The organism is Gemmata palustris, from assembly GCF_017939745.1.
Lineage (GTDB): Bacteria > Planctomycetota > Planctomycetia > Gemmatales > Gemmataceae > Gemmata > Gemmata palustris.
Genome location: NZ_JAGKQQ010000001.1, coordinates 176,486 through 193,633 on the forward strand (window position 1 = coordinate 176,486; position 17,148 = coordinate 193,633).

Here is a 17,148-nt window from a genome sequence, read left to right on the forward strand (position 1 = left end):
TCGGAGCTAGGCGCAGGTGGCTGCGGACCAACGGGGATCAGTATACACAGACGGTTCACCCGGGCGAACGTAACAAGTGGCCCCCTTCTCCCGGGACCGCGAGCGCCCCGCCCGCCTCTTCAATGAGTGCGCACGGTGCCAGTGATTCCGGGAGAAGAGGGGGGGCGCGCCCCTTGCTACTTGTTCACTTTCTCGCCGGCTTCGCTCAGAGCCAGTACGCAGAACGCGGTCCCGGCGTTGGCGATGTAGTGGGCCTTATCGTTGTTCAGCGAGCGCGTGTACCACCGGCCGCTCGCGCGCTGGTTGGCCTTCAGCCACTTCGTCGCGCTCGTGATCGCGGGGTCGTTCGGTTTAGCACCGGCCTGAAGGAGCACGAACGTGACAAAGCCGGTGCCGTAGCCGTCACTGTCCGCGCCCGGGTCGTTCGGGGTCTTGTTTTCGTCGCGCCGCTTGTACTCGCCCAGTGACGGGAGCGACCACCCGCCGTCCTTGCGCTGCTTCGCTCGGAGCGACGCGACCGCTTTCTTCTGCTCTTCGGCCGTGAGCAGGCCGTCGAGTTTTGTCGAAGCCCAGAGCAGCATCGCGGTGTGGTGGAGGTCGGGCGCCGGGGTCTTCTTCAGGTACGCCTTCAGTTTCTCGACACCGGCTTTTGCCGCTTCGGTTTTGACGTAGTCGCCGGGCGCGTAGCCGACTGCGAGCGCGGCGAGTACCGCGCCGTAGTAGTCATCATGTTCGAGGGGCGGCCAGTCGCACTTCAACCACTTCCAGTCGCCGGTCGTGCGCTGGACCGTCCACATGCGATCGAGGGCAGTTTTGGTTGTGGTGTGAAGCGTGCCGGTTTGCTGCGCGTCGTTAAACGCGAGCGCAAATGCTGTTGCCACGATGTACGCCTCGCCCTTCGGCTTCCCGCCGGCGGACCAGCTCGTGACATCGGCTTCGAGGTACTTGCGCACCTCCCTCCAGCCCGCGTCGCCCTTCAGCAGTGGGCGGGCGGTCAGGTAGGGCATATTAGTGTGGCACGTAATGCAGTTGCGGTCGCGGGTCCAGTTCACGCCGACCCCGTCGAGGTACTCGGCGGCCTTCGCGGGGGAGAACTGTTTCGCGAGCGGCTCGTCGGACCGCGTGGGCGCGGGTTGGGGGAAGTCGGCCGCTGTGCCCGGTGCCGCGCACAGTAAGAGAACGAAGTAGGTGTATCGCACGGAGAGCCCCTCGGGTTAAAAGCGAGCGGGGGCGCCGGCCCCCGCTTGAGACGCGGCACGCGGGCGCGGCCAACGGTCGCGCCCGCGGACGTTACCCCGGCGTTACGCGATCTCCTTCAACTCGAAGCCCTTGCGGTACTCGCGGAACAGCATCGCGTTGGCCCGGTCCGCGAGCGCCTTGTCGCGGCCAAGGAACTTCTCCGTTTTCGTGTCAATGGAAAGCGTCGGCCCGAAGCGCCCCACCGCGCCGTCCACATCGACCTTGTTCGCTTTCAAATGGGCCAGCATCGTGGCGAAGAACTCGTTCACGTTCTTGTCGCCGCTCACCTTCGTGTCCTTGCCGATGGCTTGTTCAGCGCCGAGCCGGTAGCTGATGTTCGCGAGGTGGCACAGCGACGCGGAGAGGTGACCTTCGGCGACCTCACAGTTCAGGTCCTCGGCCTTGCGGCTGCGCACCGCCTTCACGAAGTTGTCGAAGTGGTGCTGGTCGTCGCCGATGAACGCCTCCTTGCCCTTGTTGTCCTTACCCCAACCGAAGCGCGTGACTTCCTTGCCGGCCTTGTCGTAAGCGATCCCGCCGGCGTAGTTCGGGCACACCACGTAGCCCTCGGTGCCGACCCAGATGTTCCCGACCTTTGCACCCTTGTAGTCCTTCGTCTCCAGCCCACGCACCTCGAAGATCATTTTCGCGTCGGTGTAGTCGAACACGCACAGTTGCGTGTTGGCGGTTTCGCCGTCGTCGGTGTACGCGAAGCGCCCGCCGGCGCTGAACACGCTGTTCGGCATGGTCGTTTTGCCGAGGCCCCAGCGGGCCTTGTCCATTTCGTGGACGCCCTGGTTGCCGAGGTCGCCGTTGCCGGTGTCCCACATCCAGTGCCAGTTGTAATGGACCGTGCCGTACTTGTCGTTCGGGTTGTTGCGCTTCGGCATCTTGAGCGGGGCGGGGCCGCACCAGAGGTCGTAGTCCATCGTCGCGGGGGGCTTCTGCTCGCCGGTCTTCAGCCCCACGTCCCCGATGCTCTTGCGCGGCTTGTAGCAAAGCCCGATCGCGAGATCGACCGTCCCGAGTTTGCCGCTGCGGACGTAGGCGATCGCGTCGCGCATGCCCGGGTTGCTGCGGCTCTGGGTACCGACCTGGCAGATGCGTTTGTACTTCCGGGCCGCGGCGCTCATGATCGCGCCTTCGTGGACGTTGTGCGTCGCGGGCTTCTCGACGTACACGTCCTTGCCGTTCTGCATGGCCCACACCGCCATGAGCGCGTGCCAGTGGTTCGGCGTCGCGATCGACACCACGTCAATGTCCTTGTTCTCGATAACCTTGCGGATGTCCTTTTCGTACTGCGGGGCCTTGCCCTGCTTGCCCTCAATGGCCCGCATCGCGTTCCCGATAACGGCCTCGTCGCAGTCGCAGACGGTGGTGATTTCGCAGTTGTTCTTGCCGAGGAACCCGGACACGTGGCTCATCCCGCGCCCGTGGACACCCACCACCGCGACCCGCAGTTTGTCGGCCTGTGCCTTCGCTTTGGCCGCGGCGGGCTTGTCTTCGGCGCGGCCCACCGAACCGGCAGCCGCGGCAGCAGCGATGAGGGCGGAACGGTGAACGAACTCGCGTCGGTTGAAGAGACTCATTGGCAGCTTCCCCGGCCCGCGGGCCGGACATGAGGAGGAGAGAGTTCGAGCGCGGACAACGTCCACCCACTTTAATCGGGCGCGCGGGGGCGAAGCAACAACGCGCTTCCAGAAGTGCGTGTGGTGCTTCGGTGGTGGAACGTATCGGTACGGGGACGTGGGTCGCGAACGTGCCGCGGGTGCTCCGATGATTCTATTTTCTCCCACCGCGCAACATGCCCGTGGTCACGGTCTGAAACACAGGCCGTGACCGGTCCGTTCGTGCCACCGGCCGGTGGTGAAAAGGGACCCATCCCCGCCCCATTCACGGACGTCTCACGGGGCGCGCTGCGCGCGACAACATCCCACGTTCGCCACCGCTCTCGACGCTACGAGGCACACGCCGATACCGGCCCGATTCGCCACCGCGCTGGCGATCGTCACACCGCTGTGCCGTCGGGCTCGGCTCCCCGCCGTTGTTGGGCTGTTAGCAGCGGGTGTGATCTTCGGTCCGTACTGCCTCCCGGTGGCCCCGAAGAGCGGACAGGTGGCCCACTTTTTTGCCGAGATCGGCAAACTCCTGCTGGTGGTCTTCGCTGGGTTGGAGATCGATCTTGTTCTGTTTAACCAAACCTGGGCTGGCCCGCCGGGTTCGGAGCGCTCACCTTCGCTCTCCCACTCGGAGCGGGTCTCGTGGGCCGCCTCGCGGGATACCAGTGGGTCGGGCACTGCTGATCGGCTCCTTGTTGACCTCCTAAAGCTTCACAGATCACTGAATGATGACACTCACCCAGAGAACCTACTTCGTTGGGCACCGTGATCGGCGAGGTAGCGAATTACATTTGGTGAAGTGTGTGGGTAATCTGCGCAAAGGTCGAGGGCCGTTTTGCCGTCAGTAGTTGTCTCGTTAATATTATGAATGTAGGGGGCCAAAGTTGCGACAACTTCAGCTGGGGCACCATTGGCGCACGCCTCGTGAAGGTAATTGCGGCCTAATGTTGGAGTGCGATCGTTCGGGTCCATCCCGGCCCCGAGAAGTTGTTCGAGTATTTCCCGCGCGTTCCCGTTCTCAACGTCGTGAATGGCTGCGCTCAGCGCGGCATCAAGTATATCGCGGGGGCTCGGCCAGTCATCTTTATTTGGCAACCCGCGCATGAGCGCGGTGCCAACGTCGTCAGGTCGAGATAGCTTCACTGCCGCAAATAACGTCATCAAAACTCCGTGATTGATTAGGAGCGAGACAATTGGCTCGATTACATACGGCGGCCTCGTGTAAATTGCTAGATCGATAGGGTTGATTTTGCCTGTAGGGGGCCATATGTGTGTGCCATGTGACAGTAATCTGTACTTTCCGCGAACTTATAGCGTTTAAGCAGCCAGATCCAGGCACCGGTGCGCGAGGGCGCGGATTCTCGCGGGGTCGTGGTGCTCGCCCACAACGGCCTGAATTTCCTCGGCCAGCAGCTCCCGTTGCCAGGCCCGGCGCTTGTCCGCGTGGCTCGGGCGCCGGTTCGGATCGTCCCACGGGGAGGCCGCCCGATGGGCCACCAGTTCATCCGCCTTCTGGTTCCAGGCCCACACCTCGGTGAGCGTGAGGGACCACGCACACAGGTGGAAGCATCCCACGTTCGACGCGACCCCGCGTACCTGCTGGTGACCGGCGCCCGCGACCTGTTTGAGATCTCGAAAACAGGTTTCCAACGAGAACCGGTCCGCGATCAGGCCCAGGATGTCGGCCACGGAGGCCGTGGGGTCCGTGCAGAAGAACGCGACCCACCCCTTGGGTTCGTCCACCAGGACGACCCGGATCGTGCCCCCGGCCGGCCGCCACGTGGCCTCGAACGTCTTGTACCGCTTCTCCACGGGCTTCCCATACAGGGTGAACGTGCCCGTGGTCCACCCGCCCTTGTGCCCGGCCCGCTTGGCGAGCGACACCCGCTGCTCCCCGTACACGCGGGGCCGCCCGCGGGCGCTCGGATCGCGGGCCGGGGGCACCGTCCACAGGGCCGCGTCCTTGCGGAGCCGGCTCACCATGGTCACCCGGAGCGCGAGTAGGGCCTTGAGCACCGGGGCCTTGGCGTACGCCCCGTCGGCCACCACCCACACGGCCCGGCCCCACGTCTTCAGCCACCCGTGGGCCCACCGGACCAGGTCCACGGCCATCACCAACTTGGTTGCGAACTCGGGCCGGTCCGGCCCGGGGATGGCCCCGAGATCTTTGCGGCGGATGTACAGGCGGGCCAACAGGGGGAGGGCCACAATCCCCCCGAGGGGGTGTCCCACCAACAACCCGAGGACCACCCACACGTGCCCGTACACGAACGGGCCCCCGGCCGGCCCGGGTGTCGGGTTGTGGTGCGCCCCGGCCCCTCGAACCTTGGGCCCGTACCGCTCCGTCGGGGTGTCGTCGAGGGCCAGCACCACCCGAGGCGCACCGGCCACCATGGGCTTGAGAACCTCGACCAACAACCGCATGGCGATACGCTCGGTGCGGCGCCCCACGGCCGCGGCCGTGGCGTAGCACCGGCGGTACTGGGGCGACAGCCCGGCGGCCCGGATCCAACCCGCGAGGGTGCGGCGCCCGCGGGTCAGGATGATCCCGAGGAACAGGACCGCGAGCCGCCGCCCGGACCGCGGGTCCAGAGCCTTGGCCAGGGTTGAAAACCAGTGGCACCGAGGGGCCGGAGTATGCGAAGATGGCATGGCCGCGTCCGTTCGGGTCGGGAGGTCGTGTGGTAACGCCATCCTCCCGGACGGGCCGGCACTCGTCTACTCCCGACCCCACAACTTACGCCAACCGCCTATAACTTCGCGGAAAGTACAGAGTAATTCCGACAGCGTTTTTTCAATGTGATAGCTTTGGCTGGCGATCAGGTAGTCAAATGGGGTCGCCCCTTCTCGGTTGGTTCGATTGGGATCGGCATTCTGTCGCAGTAATAAGCCAGTGATCCCAGGAAGGTTGTGCCGTGCCGCAATGTGGAGTGGTGTGTTGCCGGTTTCTTGTTCGGCCGCATTGATAAGAGCCGGGCTGTTTACAAGAGCGGCTTGCACTTGAGAAATATAATTATCTTCCGATTGTGCTTCGCCGGCGGAGCGAATGGCAGCGTAAAGTAGTGGCTCTATAGATTGGTTGTTAATTTTATTTATCTAATTTTTTACCAATTTTATTGGCAATTGTTTGGTGAATGATGATTGGGGGCTATGGTCCCGGCCCTCGCGTGGCTGCTCGTGCATTGATATTGCATGATCGCATGCTATGCAATATTGCTCGGAAGTTGTCCATGTGTGTTTTATGGCATTGATGATTTAAATTGGCGAAATTTACTTAGCTATCGTGCGTGTAATCTTCGTCATTATTGAATGTTACAGGGTCTCGTCTCATTCGATCTTGCCACCATTTGTATAGTAGTGATGTTGGCCGATGGGTATTGGTTGCTCCCAAATGTAAAGGATTGGCGGATGCAGATTCTTGATGACGGCTTGTCTTTTAGGATTTTGGCGATTTTCGTCTCGAAGGTAGCATGTAATCCCGAGTTCAGACGGTATCTTTCGGGCCAGATGTTCCCAGAGTCTCGTCCTCCAGCACCGCCAAAGGCAAAACCGAGTACATGGCCAACGGCATCCCGACAGCTACAATCGCTGCAAACGAAAATCTGGCGCCGGTTGTGTGTGGCGCATTGCGCTGACACCGCACAACGACACGGCCCGGCGCAAGTTGCGCCGGGCCGTGTCGTTGTGCGGTGCGGTACAAGACTCGCTATCACGGAGCGGGCTGGAACTCGCCGGCCTGTCGTAAGCCGTTCGGGTCCGCGGTGGCGGTGCGCGGTTGGTCGAGTTCGGCGAGGAAGTCTCGGGCCGGGGCATAGTTCGGGTCGGCCTTCACCGCGAGTTGCAACTGCATCTTGCTCGCGTCCGCTTGGCCCATGTGGTCGAGCAGCCCCGCGAGGTTGTGCCGGGCTTGGGCTTCCGGCATGATCTGGCACAGCATCGCGAACGCCTCGTCCCACTTCCCGGCGCGGGCCAGACAGAACCCGTTCGTTTTCTTGACGTTGCGGTTCTCCGGGTCGATCTTCAGCGTGAAGTCGCACCACGCGCACGCGCCGGTCCAGTCCTTCCAGCGCGCGTGGGTGATCGCGATCTCGTGGGCCACGTTCGCGTCGTTCGGGTAGAGCGTCAGGTACTTCTTGTACGCCTCGATCGCCCGTTCCTTCTCGCCAATTTTGGCGTAGAACCGGGCGATGCCGAGCATCGCGTTCTTGTTCTTCGGTTCCTGCTTCAGCGCCTTCTGGTACCCCTCGCGGGCCAGGTCGAGCAGCCCCTCCTTGCTCCCGGGCACGGTCTTCTCGTCGAACGCCGCGTCGAGGCGCACGTCCGAGATCGCGACCAGCGCGTCTGCGGACGCCGGCTTGTTGGAAACGGCGGGCGTGACTTCGACCGGGACCGTGGGCGCGGCACTGGAGCCGCCCCCGCCCCACATGGATTTGCCGCTAGAGGGGGTCGGGAGCGTGGCCGCTGCGCCGTTGGTGTTCGGCATCTGCCCGAACGGGCTCGGCTGCACGTTGTTCCGGTTGCACCCGACCGCGCCCGCGAGCACGCAGCCGTATGTGAACCATTTCAGACACTTTCGGCCGTCCATGACCTACCTCGGTATTGAGTGTTTCGCGCTCGGAGCGGTACGTTTCACGGGTCCGTGGACGCGCGGGGTGCCGCACAATCAGACACGAACGCCGGGCCGCGGAACACGAAACTCGATTTCACGTGAATTCGGCAATGAAACTGGCCGAGGCCTCCGCCATCAGGTCGCGCGTGAGGTGCACGGGTTGCCGTCTGTATCGGCAAATCGACTGCACCGTTTCCAACAAATCGCGGCAGTCGGACGCGCGCGGCACGCGCCCGCGGGTGTAATATCGCTCGTACAAGAAGTCCACCGCGGCCGCATCGAAGTTCATCCCCAGGCGCTTGCAGTTCGACGCGAAGATGCGGTCGTACACGTCCCGCTGCGGGGCCTGGATGCCCACCTTGTGCCGGATGCGGCGGAGGAAGGCGTCGTCCACCAGGGCCTTCGGGTCCAGGTTCGTGCTGAAGATGATGAGCTGCTCGAACGGCACCTGGAACTTTTTACCGCTCGACACGGTGAGGAAGTCGTGCCGGTCTTCCAGGGGCAGGATCCACCGGTTCAACAGGTCCTTGGGGCTCACGAGTTGGCGCCCGAAGTCGTCGATCAGGAACACGCCCCCGTTGGCCTTGAAGTGGATCGGGGCCTGGTAGAACTTCGCCTCGGCGTTGTACCGGAGGTCGAGCATCTGCAGGTTCAACTCGCCGCCGGTCACGATGACCGGGCGCCGGATGCGCACCCAGCGCTGGTCGACCGCGCCGGTCGAGAGCAGCTTGCGCACGGTCGCGTCGGAGTCGTCGCCGAACTCGGTCGCGGTGTCGTCGATGACGTGCAGCGACGGGTCGAACACCGTGATGATGTTGTTGTCCGCGACGAACGCATAGGGGATGTAGATCGAGCCGCCCGCGGTGTTCATGAAGTCGCCGATGGCGCGGGCCATCGCGGTCTTCCCGTTGCCCGGGGGGCCGTAGATGAACACGCTCCGGCCGCTGATGATCGCCGGCCCGATGTTGTTGAACATCTCCTCTTTGAGCACGAGGTGCCCGAACGGTGCCTTCAGCGCCTCCGGGTAGCACTGGAGCCCGGTCACGGTCTGCCGGTAGCACTGTTCGACGTAGTCCTCGAGCGGCACCGGGGCCGGGCCGACGTAGGCGCACTGGTCCATCGCGGCCTTCGCGCGGTCGCGCCCGAGGTCCGTGAGACTGAACCGGTAGCTCACCTCGCCCACGAGGTCGCCCCCGTCCACCTGAATCAACTTCTCGTCCTTCAAGAACTTGAGCGGCTCGCGGATCACTTTGAACGGCAGGCACAGGTACTGGCCCAGGTCGCGCCCGACCATCACCCCGCGCGTGTAGATCGTGCGGAGCAGCATGTCGCAGATGAACCCGAGCGTCAGCCCGGACTCCTTGAGCGATTCCGGCAACAGCGGGGCCTCGGGCGCCGGGTTGCCGTCCCAGTCCGCCATCGCTTGCCGGCTCAACGACATGTGTCCCTCGTGTTCGGTGTTTGTTCTGCTTTGGGTTCGGCCGCGCCCGCAAGAGAGCGGACGCGCTTCCCGCTCCCTTGCGGGCGCGGTGCGGTACAAGCGACGGGAATGGGCCGGTGCCCAACCTTATGGCCGGTCATTTCTTGCGACCGGGGAGACGGGCGACGCGCGGGGCGCTACTTCCGCCACTTCCCGCGCGTGATGATGAAGAGGCAGACGACCCCGAACACCAGCGCCGCCATGACGACGCCGTTCTGTTGCTGCAGGACGCCGGTCCAGTGGTCGTAGAACTCGGTCCAGTAGCCCGCGATGAGCGGGGCGTCGGACGCCCCCGCGGGGCGGGCGCAGAGTGTCGTGGCGCAGAGCGCGAGGGCGAAGCGGGCGCGTGATCGGATCGTCATTGGTGCGGTTCCCAACTGTGGGTGGGCGCACTTTGAGTGTAGGACACGAAACCGGGGCCGGAGCCCACAAGCGGCTCCCGGCCCCGGAACGGTTTTCGGGCGTGGCGAACGGGTTACCGCGGCGCCACCGTGCCGCTCCCGCCCCCGGTGCCCGCGGGCGAGGTCAGGCTCGTGCCCCGGGTGCCCCCGCCCCCGCCGGTGCCGGTGGCACCGCCGCCGATGCTCCCCGTGATGCCCCCGCGGTAGCCCTGGCCCGACGAGCGGTACGGGTTCGCGGTGAACTCGGCGTTGATGCCGGGGGTGGCCGGGTTGTGGACGTAGATCTCGAAGGAGACCGGCGCGAACGTCGTCACGCTGGCCAGGTACTTCTGGATGGCCGCCGCCCGCTTCCCGTCCAGTTCGCTCCGCAGGTCAACGATCTTGGCCGCGTTAGCGTCGGTCATTGGGAGGTCCGTCGCCGTTTGGAGGTACAGCTTCGGGTCCGGCGCCGGGCGCGTCCGGACGATCGAGTCCAGTTTCTCCGTCCCGGCCGACGTGAGCTTGTCGGAGCCGGTCTCGAAGTAGTAGGTGAAGATGGTGTGGTTCAGCACGTGCCCGTTGTGGACCTGCTGCGCGAAGGGCGCGAGCACGGCTTGCCGCGCCGCGTGGTTGTAGCGCTCCGGGTAGCACGGGTCGTAGACGTTCCGTGCCCGGTCCTCGATCGTCGGGCGCCCACTGGTTCCGGTGCCCACGCACCCGACGGACCCCAACCCGCTCGTCAGAATCGCGGCCGCGGCGGCCGCGCGAATCGTCTTGGTCATCGCACTCTCCTCCTTGAGAACCGAGAGAACCGAACCGGGCGTCCTGCCCGGGATCGGGTTAATTAACCACCCTTACTCAACAGGTTCTTCTGGATCTGGATGGCCGCGGGGCCGACCAGAACCACGAAGATCGCCGGGAAGATGAACAGCACCAGCGGGAAGATCAGTTGCACCGCCGTCTTCGCCGCCTTCTCCTCGGCCAACTGGCGCCGCCGGGTCCGCATCGAATCGGACTGCACCCGGAGCGCCTGGGCGATACTCGAACCGAACCGGTCGGCCTGGATCAGGATCGCCGCCAGGCTGCGCACGTCGTCGACCCCGGTGCGCACGCCGAGGTCGTGGAGCACCTCGCGCCGGGGGCGCCCCATCTGCAACTGGAGGTTCGCGAGCGAGAACTCCTCGCAAATGGTCTTCGCGTGCCCCTTCATCTCGTCGGTCACCTTCCGCAGGGCCGCGTCCAGGCCGAGCCCGGACTCGACGCACACCACCAACAGGTCGAGCGCGTCCGGCAGGGTGAGGAAGATCTCCTTCTGCCGGCTCGTCCGCAGGTGCCAGAGCGCGAGCTGCGGGAAGTAGAACCCGATCCCGGCGAGCCCCACTGTCCATTCAATCGACTTCACGGTGAAGCCGTCTTTGAGCAAGAAAAAGAAAAGTGCGGGAAGTAGGAAGGTGACTAGGCAAACTACGCGGATGCCCTGGTACACGCCCGCCGCGTTCTCGCTCCGGAACCCGGCGTTGGCCAGTTTGATCCGGATCGTGTTCTTCTCCAGCTCGGTCCCGGGCTCCATCACCCCGCCGAGGTTGTTGAACGCGTCCTTGAGCCCCTTGAACCGGCCCTGCGACTCGGCCTGCGACATTTCGATCTCGACCAGCGACTTGGGCCGGCCGATGCGCTCCAGGCGCTCCTCGGCCTGGCTGTTGCGGTTGGAGATCAGCGAGAGCACCCAGAACGTGCCCGCCATAATAGCGACGAACACGAGGACCGGGGCTATGTCGTCGGCGGACAGGAGTGCGAACAGTTCCACAGGGAGTCTCCGGTTGTCAGTTTCTAGTGTTCAGTTTGCAGTGCTCAGTTCTTGGGCCGTCGCGGTCCCGCGGGCGGTCGGCCAGTTCCCGGACTGTTCGGCCGAAAACTGAACACGGAACGCGCTCAGACTTTGATGTCCACGATCTTCTTGATGGCGAAGGAGCCGATCAGCATGAGCACGACGGCCCCGATCGACATGTTGATGCCCATCGGGTCCTTCCAGAGCATCTGCACGTAGTCGGGCTTCATCCACAACATCATGATGAACAGGCCGATCGGCATGGCGATGAGCACGATGCCCGAGAGCCGCCCTTCCGCGGTCAGCGCCTTCACCTGGCCCAGGATCTTGAACCGCTCGCGGATCACGTGCCCGATGCGGTCCAGGATCTCGGCCAGGTCGCCACCGGTCTGGCGCTGGATCGCGACGCTGGTCACGAAGAACCGGAGGTCCAGGTTCGGCACCCGGTCGCACATCCCCTTGAGGGCCTCTTCCAGCGGGATGCCCAGGTTCTGCTCCTCGTACACCCGGCCGAATTCCTTGCAGATCGGGGCCGGCATTTCCTCGGCGACCACGTGCATCCCGGCCGCCAGCGAGTGCCCGGCCCGCAGCGCGCGGGCGACGAGCTCCATCGCGTCGGGCAACTGGCCGGCGAACTTCTTCAGGCGCCCGGAGCGCTTGGTGTACAGCCACACCCAGGGGAGGGTGAAGAACAGGACCGCGCCCAGGGGCAGCACGTACATGTTCACGAGCCAGATGCTCAGGGCCGCGCCCAGGACGCCGAGCCCGAGCGAGATCCCGAACAGGGCACTGGGCTTGATGTTGCAGTCGGCCTGCTCGAAGGTCTTCGTGAGGTTGAAGAACTCCGGCATCAGCTTGTCCATCAGCGTCTTGCGGTCCACCTCCTGGAGCGCCTGCTTGAGCAGCATGTCGGCGGAGGAGTCCTTCCGCGAGTTCCGCCCGACCAGTTGGTCGAGCCGGTCCGCGGCCGCCCCCTCGTCGGTCCGGCGGAGCGCGACGTACATCATGGCGACCATCGCGATCACCAGGCCGCCGATCAGAATCGGGAGCAAAATCGGGTTCATCTGAGTCCACCTGGCGCGGGTTACCCAAGCCGGGCGCAGCCGCCCGGTGCGTGTACGAGTCCCGCCATCCGTGGCCGTGTCGTGCAAACCCGAATCCTGTCGGGCCGTGCGTGTGTGTTCGGGCGAACCGGGCCGGGCGAATCGGTGCGCTCGCCATTAGTCGCGCATCAGGACGCGCTCGGCGAACATGTTCGAGGGCAGCTTCACGCCCTTCGACTCGAGCCGGTTGATGAACGAGGGCCGGACCCCGGTCGCCTCGAACTGGCCGTAGGCGCGGCCGTTCTGGTCGATGCCGAGCTGCTTGTACCGGAACACTTCCTGCATGATGATGATGTCCTGCTCCATGTTCATCACTTCCGTGATGTGGGTGATCTTTCGGGGACCGCCCTGGAGCCGGTTCGCCTGGATGATGATGTCGATGGCGGAGCTGATCTGCTGCCGCATCGCCTTCACCGGGAGCTCGAACCCGCCCATCATGATCATCGTTTCCAACCGCGTGAGGGCCTCGCGCGGGGTGTTCGCGTGGAGCGTGGCCAGCGACCCGCCGTGACCGGTGTTCATGGCCTGGAGCATGTCCAGGGCCTCGGACCCGCGGACCTCGCCGATGATGATCCGTTCGGGCCGCATGCGCAGGGCGTTCCGCACGCAGTCGCGCGTGCTCACGGCCCCCTTGCCCTCGATGTTCGGCGGCCGGGTCTCGAGCCGCACCACGTGGTCCTGTTGCAGTTGCAGTTCGGCCGCGTCCTCGATCGTCACCACCCGCTCGTCGCCCGGGATGAAGCTCGACAGCGTGTTCAGGAGCGTCGTCTTACCGCACCCGGTCCCGCCGCTGATGAGCACGTTGAGCCGGGCCTTGATGCACGCCTCCATGAGCATCGCCATTTCGGGCGTGAACGCCTTGTAGTTCAGCAGGTCCTCGAGCTTCAGCGGGTTGGCCCCGAAGCGCCGGATGCTGAGGCTCGGCCCGTCCAGTGAGATCGGCGGGATCACCGCGTTCACGCGGGACCCGTCCGGCAGGCGCGCGTCCACCATCGGGCTCGTTTCGTCCACGCGGCGCCCGACCTTCGACACGATCCGGTCGATGATCTGCATCAGGTGGTCGTTGTCGCGGAACTTCACTTCCGTCTTCTCGAGCTTCCCGCGGCGCTCGACGTAGCACTTGTGCGGGCCGTTCACCAGGATGTCGCTGACCGTCGGGTCCTTGAGCAGGATCTCGAGCGGGCCGAACCCGAGCGTCTCGTCGAGCACCTCCTCGATCAGCTTCTCGCGCTCGATCCGGTTGAGGAGCGGGTTCTCGGTGTCGCACAGGTGCTCGATCACGCGGCGGATGTCGCGCCGCATCGCCTCGCTGGACAGGTCCTTCACGCGGGTGAAGTCGAGCCGCTCGACCAGCTTCGAGTGGATCTGCCGCTTCAACTCGTCGAAGTTCTTCCCGCCCCCGGGCCCGCCCCCCATGCTCGGGCTGGACAGGCGCGAGATGCTGCTCGCGCCGCTGGCCCCGTTGAGGCTGTTGAGCTTCGAGATCCCTTGCTGAAGTCGGCTCATGGTGCGTCAATCCTTGGTCCCGGACCCGGGTCACGGGGGCGTCGGTTCTCGGGCGCGAATCACGGGTCGCGCGTCCGGGGACGACGGACCGGGCTGCGGGCGAACGGTTACCGCTTTCCGAAGAGGCCCCACCCGCCCTTGCTGCCCTTCGCGTCGGCCGGCGCGCCGACCGGTTTGCCGTAGAGCGCCTGGGTGAGGCCGTAGATGCTCTGCTGCACGCGGCTCTTCGGGGCGTGCTTCACGAGCGGGTGCCCCGCGACCCGGGCGCCGATCACGGCCTTCGTGTCGTTGGGCACCTGCCAGAAGATCGGCTTGCCGATGACTTCCTCGGCCTTCTTCGGGCTGATGCCCTCTTCGACCGAGTCCGCGCCCTGGCGGTTGATGACCACGCGGATCTTGTCCGCGAGGCCCTCGTCGCCGCTCAAGCAGTGGATCAGGCGCACCACGTTCCGCAGGCTGCTCAGCTCCAGTTGCGCGACCAGCATGATGACGTCGGCCATGCGGAGCGCCATCAGGTCCGTCGGGAGCAGGCACTTGCTCAGGTCCAGCACCAGGTGCGTGTAGCTGATCTTCAGCAGGTTGAGGATGCGCTCCACGTGCTGCTCGTGGATCGCGCCGACCTCGGCGATCTCGAGCGGGTGCCGGAGGATCGCGAGCCCGGTCGGTTCGTGCTTCGCCATCGCGCGGCGCAGGAAGTTCATGTCCAGGCGCTCGATGTTCCGGGCCAGGTCCGCGATGCTGATGTTCTCGAACCCGTTCACTTCCAGCGCGATGTCGGCGTCCCCGAGCGTCAGGTCGAGGTCGATGAGGGCGGCCGAGTGGGTCGGGTCGGCGGCCAGGGTCGCGGCCATGTTGACCGCGAGGGTCGTGGTGCCCACGCCGCCGCGGGACCCGAGGACCGCGATCATCGAGGACGAGCCGGTCTGCCGGGCGGACGAGCTGCCGCCCGCCGTGGGCGAGTCGGACCCGCCGCTCTCGCCCAGCGCCCGCCGCAGCGCGGCGAGCATGTCCTCGAGCCCGACCGGGTGCGTCAGGAAGTACTTCGCCCCCTTTTGGAGCGACTGGAGCAGGGCCTGGTGGTCGTGGCTGATGGTCAGGATGGGCAGCTTCGGGTGTTCCACCGAGAGCTGGCCGATCATCTGCAGGGCTTTGTTCTTGTCCGCGTCGAGGGTGACGATCACGAGGTCCGGCGTGGACGCCTGGATCACTTCAAAAAAATACTCGTAGCGGGCGCACTCGGCCTCGAGCCACACGAAATCGACCCCGAGCAACAGCGTGCGGAGCGATTCGCGGGTCGATTCGTTCGGGTCTACGATCGCGACGCGTTGCATGGCCACCACCGAGTCTGTTGTGTCGCGTAGGGGTCGTTCGGGTCGGGCGCCCCGCCGCGGCACCACTCGGTGCCGCGGCAGAACTAAGCTAGCACACCATTTCCCGCCGTGTTATTGCGGGACCGGAAGTCCGCCCACAGGCGGGAGGATCGGGGCCGGTTCCGGGGCGGCCGCCGCGGGGATCGGCGGCAGGGCCGCCGGAACGTCCGAGGTCGGCGGCAGGGTCGCCGGGGCCATCGGTGCGGGAGCGGTTGCGGCCGCCCCGCCCGGGGCCGGAACCATCGAGCCGCCCTGGTGCGAGCCGGACAGCGGGTTAATCAGGGTGCTGGCCGCGTTATTCGGCAGGAACGTCCCGTTCGGGTTGGCACAGGCGCCGCCGACGCACGGGTACTTGCCGAGGGTCGGGTCGGACTTGTACGGGGCGTTGTAGCACTTGCCGTTCCACACCTTGCGCTGGCCGCGGGGCACTTCCAGAACGTTTTCCAAGAATAGTTCATAATCGTCGGGCGTGCGGGTTTCTTGTCCCGGGAGCCGCTTCGGGGTCTGGCACGGGTCCATCGGGTGGACCAACCGCGGGGTCACCAGGATCACGAGTTCGCTCTCGCGGACCGTGTGGTCCACGCGGCTGAAGAACGTGCCCGAGAACGGCAGGTCGCCCAGGAGCGGGATCTTCGTGGACGTGGCGCCCACGCTGTTCTGGATCAGCCCGCCGATGGCGAACGTCTGGCCCGACTCGAGCAGCACCGTGGACCGGACGCTCTGTTCCGTGAAGCCCGGGCTGCTCGCCCCGCCGACCGTGATCCCGAGGGCCTGGCTCACCGCGGTGATGCGCGGGTTGATGTCCAGCCAGATCGACCCGTTCCCGTACACGATCGGCACCACCTCGAGTTCGGTCCCGAACGGCACCAGGGTCACGCCGGGGCCGGTGATGCCCGAGGTGCTGCTGAGGATCGCCTGCTGCCCGCCGGCCCGGAAGAACGCGGGGCGCCCGGTCTGGGTCACGACCCGGGGCTCGGCCAGGAACTTCGCGACCCCTTCGCTCCGCAGGGCGCGGAGGGCACCGAAGAACCGGTTGGGCACGACGGCCGCTTGAAGGTTCGAATCGGTGCTGAACGTCGGGATCGCGCCGGCCCCGGTCTGCACGCCGATGAGCCCGCTCACCAGGCTGCTGAACCCGAAGCTCCCGCGCCCCGGGGCGGCGAAGTCGAACCCGCGGCTCCGGAGCTGGTTGCGGTCCACCGAGGCGACCACGACGTCGATTTCTACCTGCTGGACGCCGCCGACCTGGACCGCGTTGATGACGTTCGCGTTGGCCCCGCCGACCGCGCTGTTCGCGAGCCGGGCCACGGTGTCCGCGTCCTGCGGGCTGGTCACGTACCCGCTCAGCACGATCGAGTTGTTGAGGCCCGGTTGCACGTCCACGCTGGCGGTCGGCACGGTCCGCTTGATGATCGCGCGGAGCAGGGCGTAGTCCGTCTGCACGATCACGTCGTACTTCAGCGGGGGCAGGTCCTTGCGCACGATGGTCAGTTGGCTCACGCCCGCGCTGAGCCCGGTCAGGAGCAGCTTCTTCGGGTCCGCGGGATCGAGGCGCACCCTGAGAACCAAGTCGTTGCTCACGAGGATGTCGGTCGGCGCCACCACCAACTCGGGGGGCGAGAACGTCGCCAGGCCGCCGAGCGGAACGATGATCGCGCCGGTCCGATCGATCGTGACCGGGAGCGGGTTCTTTGTGTCGGGCGGTTGTGGTTGCGCGCGGCCCGTCGTCACGGCGGCCAGTCCGAGCGTCAAAATGCAAGCCCACGGCAGCAGCCGTCGGGTGGAACGGTTACGGTGCATCCTGTCACCTCTCCTCGTAAAACGGGCGGGGTCACCCCGGCCCGGCTGCACGGTCTCACCGGCCGGCCGGTTCGGGGCCGGAACCGGTCGGGTCCATTAGCGCGGCGGCTTTTGAGGTCCGCCGGGGCGTCCGCCGGGCACCATTGGTCGTCATGACCGCGGGCGCCCGGTGGGGTTCGTTCCACGCGCGACCTTCGCCGCCGCGCGCAGAACG

At 65.6% G+C, this 17,148-nt stretch carries 15 protein-coding genes; 1 reads left to right on the forward strand and 14 read right to left on the reverse strand.

The features are described from left to right. Positions 1–176: 176 nt before the first annotated feature. Positions 177–1,199 carry a prenyltransferase/squalene oxidase repeat-containing protein gene (locus J8F10_RS00795; protein WP_210651666.1) on the reverse strand — a complete coding sequence of 341 codons (1,023 nt, stop codon included), beginning with the start codon at positions 1,197–1,199 and terminating at the stop codon, positions 177–179. 102 nt (positions 1,200–1,301) lie between these two features. Further along, on the reverse strand, positions 1,302–2,828 hold the full coding sequence (locus J8F10_RS00800; RefSeq protein WP_210651668.1) for a Gfo/Idh/MocA family protein: 1,527 nt from the start codon (positions 2,826–2,828) through the stop codon (positions 1,302–1,304). Between the two features lie 277 nt (positions 2,829–3,105). Here J8F10_RS00800 and J8F10_RS40505 point away from each other — a divergent pair, with 277 nt between their 5' ends. After that, positions 3,106–3,627, forward strand: coding sequence for a cation:proton antiporter domain-containing protein (locus tag J8F10_RS40505; RefSeq protein WP_210651686.1), 522 nt, complete (start codon positions 3,106–3,108; stop codon positions 3,625–3,627). Here the strand turns inward: J8F10_RS40505 and J8F10_RS40510 are convergent. The 12 genes from J8F10_RS40510 to J8F10_RS00865 all read right to left on the reverse strand — a co-directional run bounded on the left by J8F10_RS40510 (position 3,594) and on the right by J8F10_RS00865 (position 16,934). Then, the gene (locus J8F10_RS40510; protein WP_210651689.1) at positions 3,594–4,019 is read right to left on the reverse strand and encodes an ankyrin repeat domain-containing protein; all 426 of its coding nucleotides are present in this window, start codon (positions 4,017–4,019) and stop codon (positions 3,594–3,596) included. The two genes, J8F10_RS40505 and J8F10_RS40510, sit on opposite strands and share 34 nt — an antisense overlap. Positions 4,020–4,175: 156 nt before the next feature. After that, the gene (locus J8F10_RS00815; protein ID WP_210651692.1) at positions 4,176–5,510 is read right to left on the reverse strand and encodes an IS701 family transposase; all 1,335 of its coding nucleotides are present in this window, start codon (positions 5,508–5,510) and stop codon (positions 4,176–4,178) included. Between the two features lie 66 nt (positions 5,511–5,576). Beyond that, positions 5,577–5,858, reverse strand: a complete 282-nt coding sequence (locus tag J8F10_RS40515; RefSeq protein WP_210651709.1) for an ankyrin repeat domain-containing protein — start codon at positions 5,856–5,858, stop codon at positions 5,577–5,579. 709 nt (positions 5,859–6,567) lie between these two features. Next, complete coding sequence (locus tag J8F10_RS00825) at positions 6,568–7,443, reverse strand: tetratricopeptide repeat protein (RefSeq protein ID WP_210651717.1); 876 nt, start codon at positions 7,441–7,443, stop codon at positions 6,568–6,570. Between the two features lie 118 nt (positions 7,444–7,561). Continuing rightward, entirely contained in the window at positions 7,562–8,908 is a 1,347-nt protein-coding gene (locus J8F10_RS00830; RefSeq protein ID WP_210651726.1) for an ATPase, read from the reverse strand. Positions 8,909–9,084: 176 nt separating this feature from the next. Further along, positions 9,085–9,309: a hypothetical protein gene (locus J8F10_RS00835; protein ID WP_210651728.1), complete on the reverse strand. Its 225-nt coding sequence runs from the start codon at positions 9,307–9,309 to the stop codon at positions 9,085–9,087. Between the two features lie 113 nt (positions 9,310–9,422). After that, positions 9,423–10,109, reverse strand: coding sequence for a hypothetical protein (locus J8F10_RS00840; protein ID WP_210651730.1), 687 nt, complete (start codon positions 10,107–10,109; stop codon positions 9,423–9,425). A 62-nt stretch (positions 10,110–10,171) separates the two neighbouring features. Next, entirely contained in the window at positions 10,172–11,134 is a 963-nt protein-coding gene (locus tag J8F10_RS00845; protein WP_210651731.1) for a type II secretion system F family protein, read from the reverse strand. A gap of 125 nt (positions 11,135–11,259) precedes the next feature. Beyond that, entirely contained in the window at positions 11,260–12,219 is a 960-nt protein-coding gene (locus J8F10_RS00850) for a type II secretion system F family protein (RefSeq protein ID WP_210651732.1), read from the reverse strand. Positions 12,220–12,375: 156 nt separating this feature from the next. After that, positions 12,376–13,674, reverse strand: a complete 1,299-nt coding sequence (locus J8F10_RS00855) for a CpaF family protein (protein ID WP_390891126.1) — start codon at positions 13,672–13,674, stop codon at positions 12,376–12,378. Between the two features lie 197 nt (positions 13,675–13,871). After that, a complete protein-coding gene (locus J8F10_RS00860; RefSeq protein WP_210651734.1) occupies positions 13,872–15,095 on the reverse strand; it encodes a response regulator in 1,224 nt (407 codons plus the stop codon). Between the two features lie 111 nt (positions 15,096–15,206). Further along, complete coding sequence (locus tag J8F10_RS00865) at positions 15,207–16,934, reverse strand: type II and III secretion system protein family protein (RefSeq protein WP_210651735.1); 1,728 nt, start codon at positions 16,932–16,934, stop codon at positions 15,207–15,209. Between the last annotated feature and the right edge of the window lie 214 nt (positions 16,935–17,148).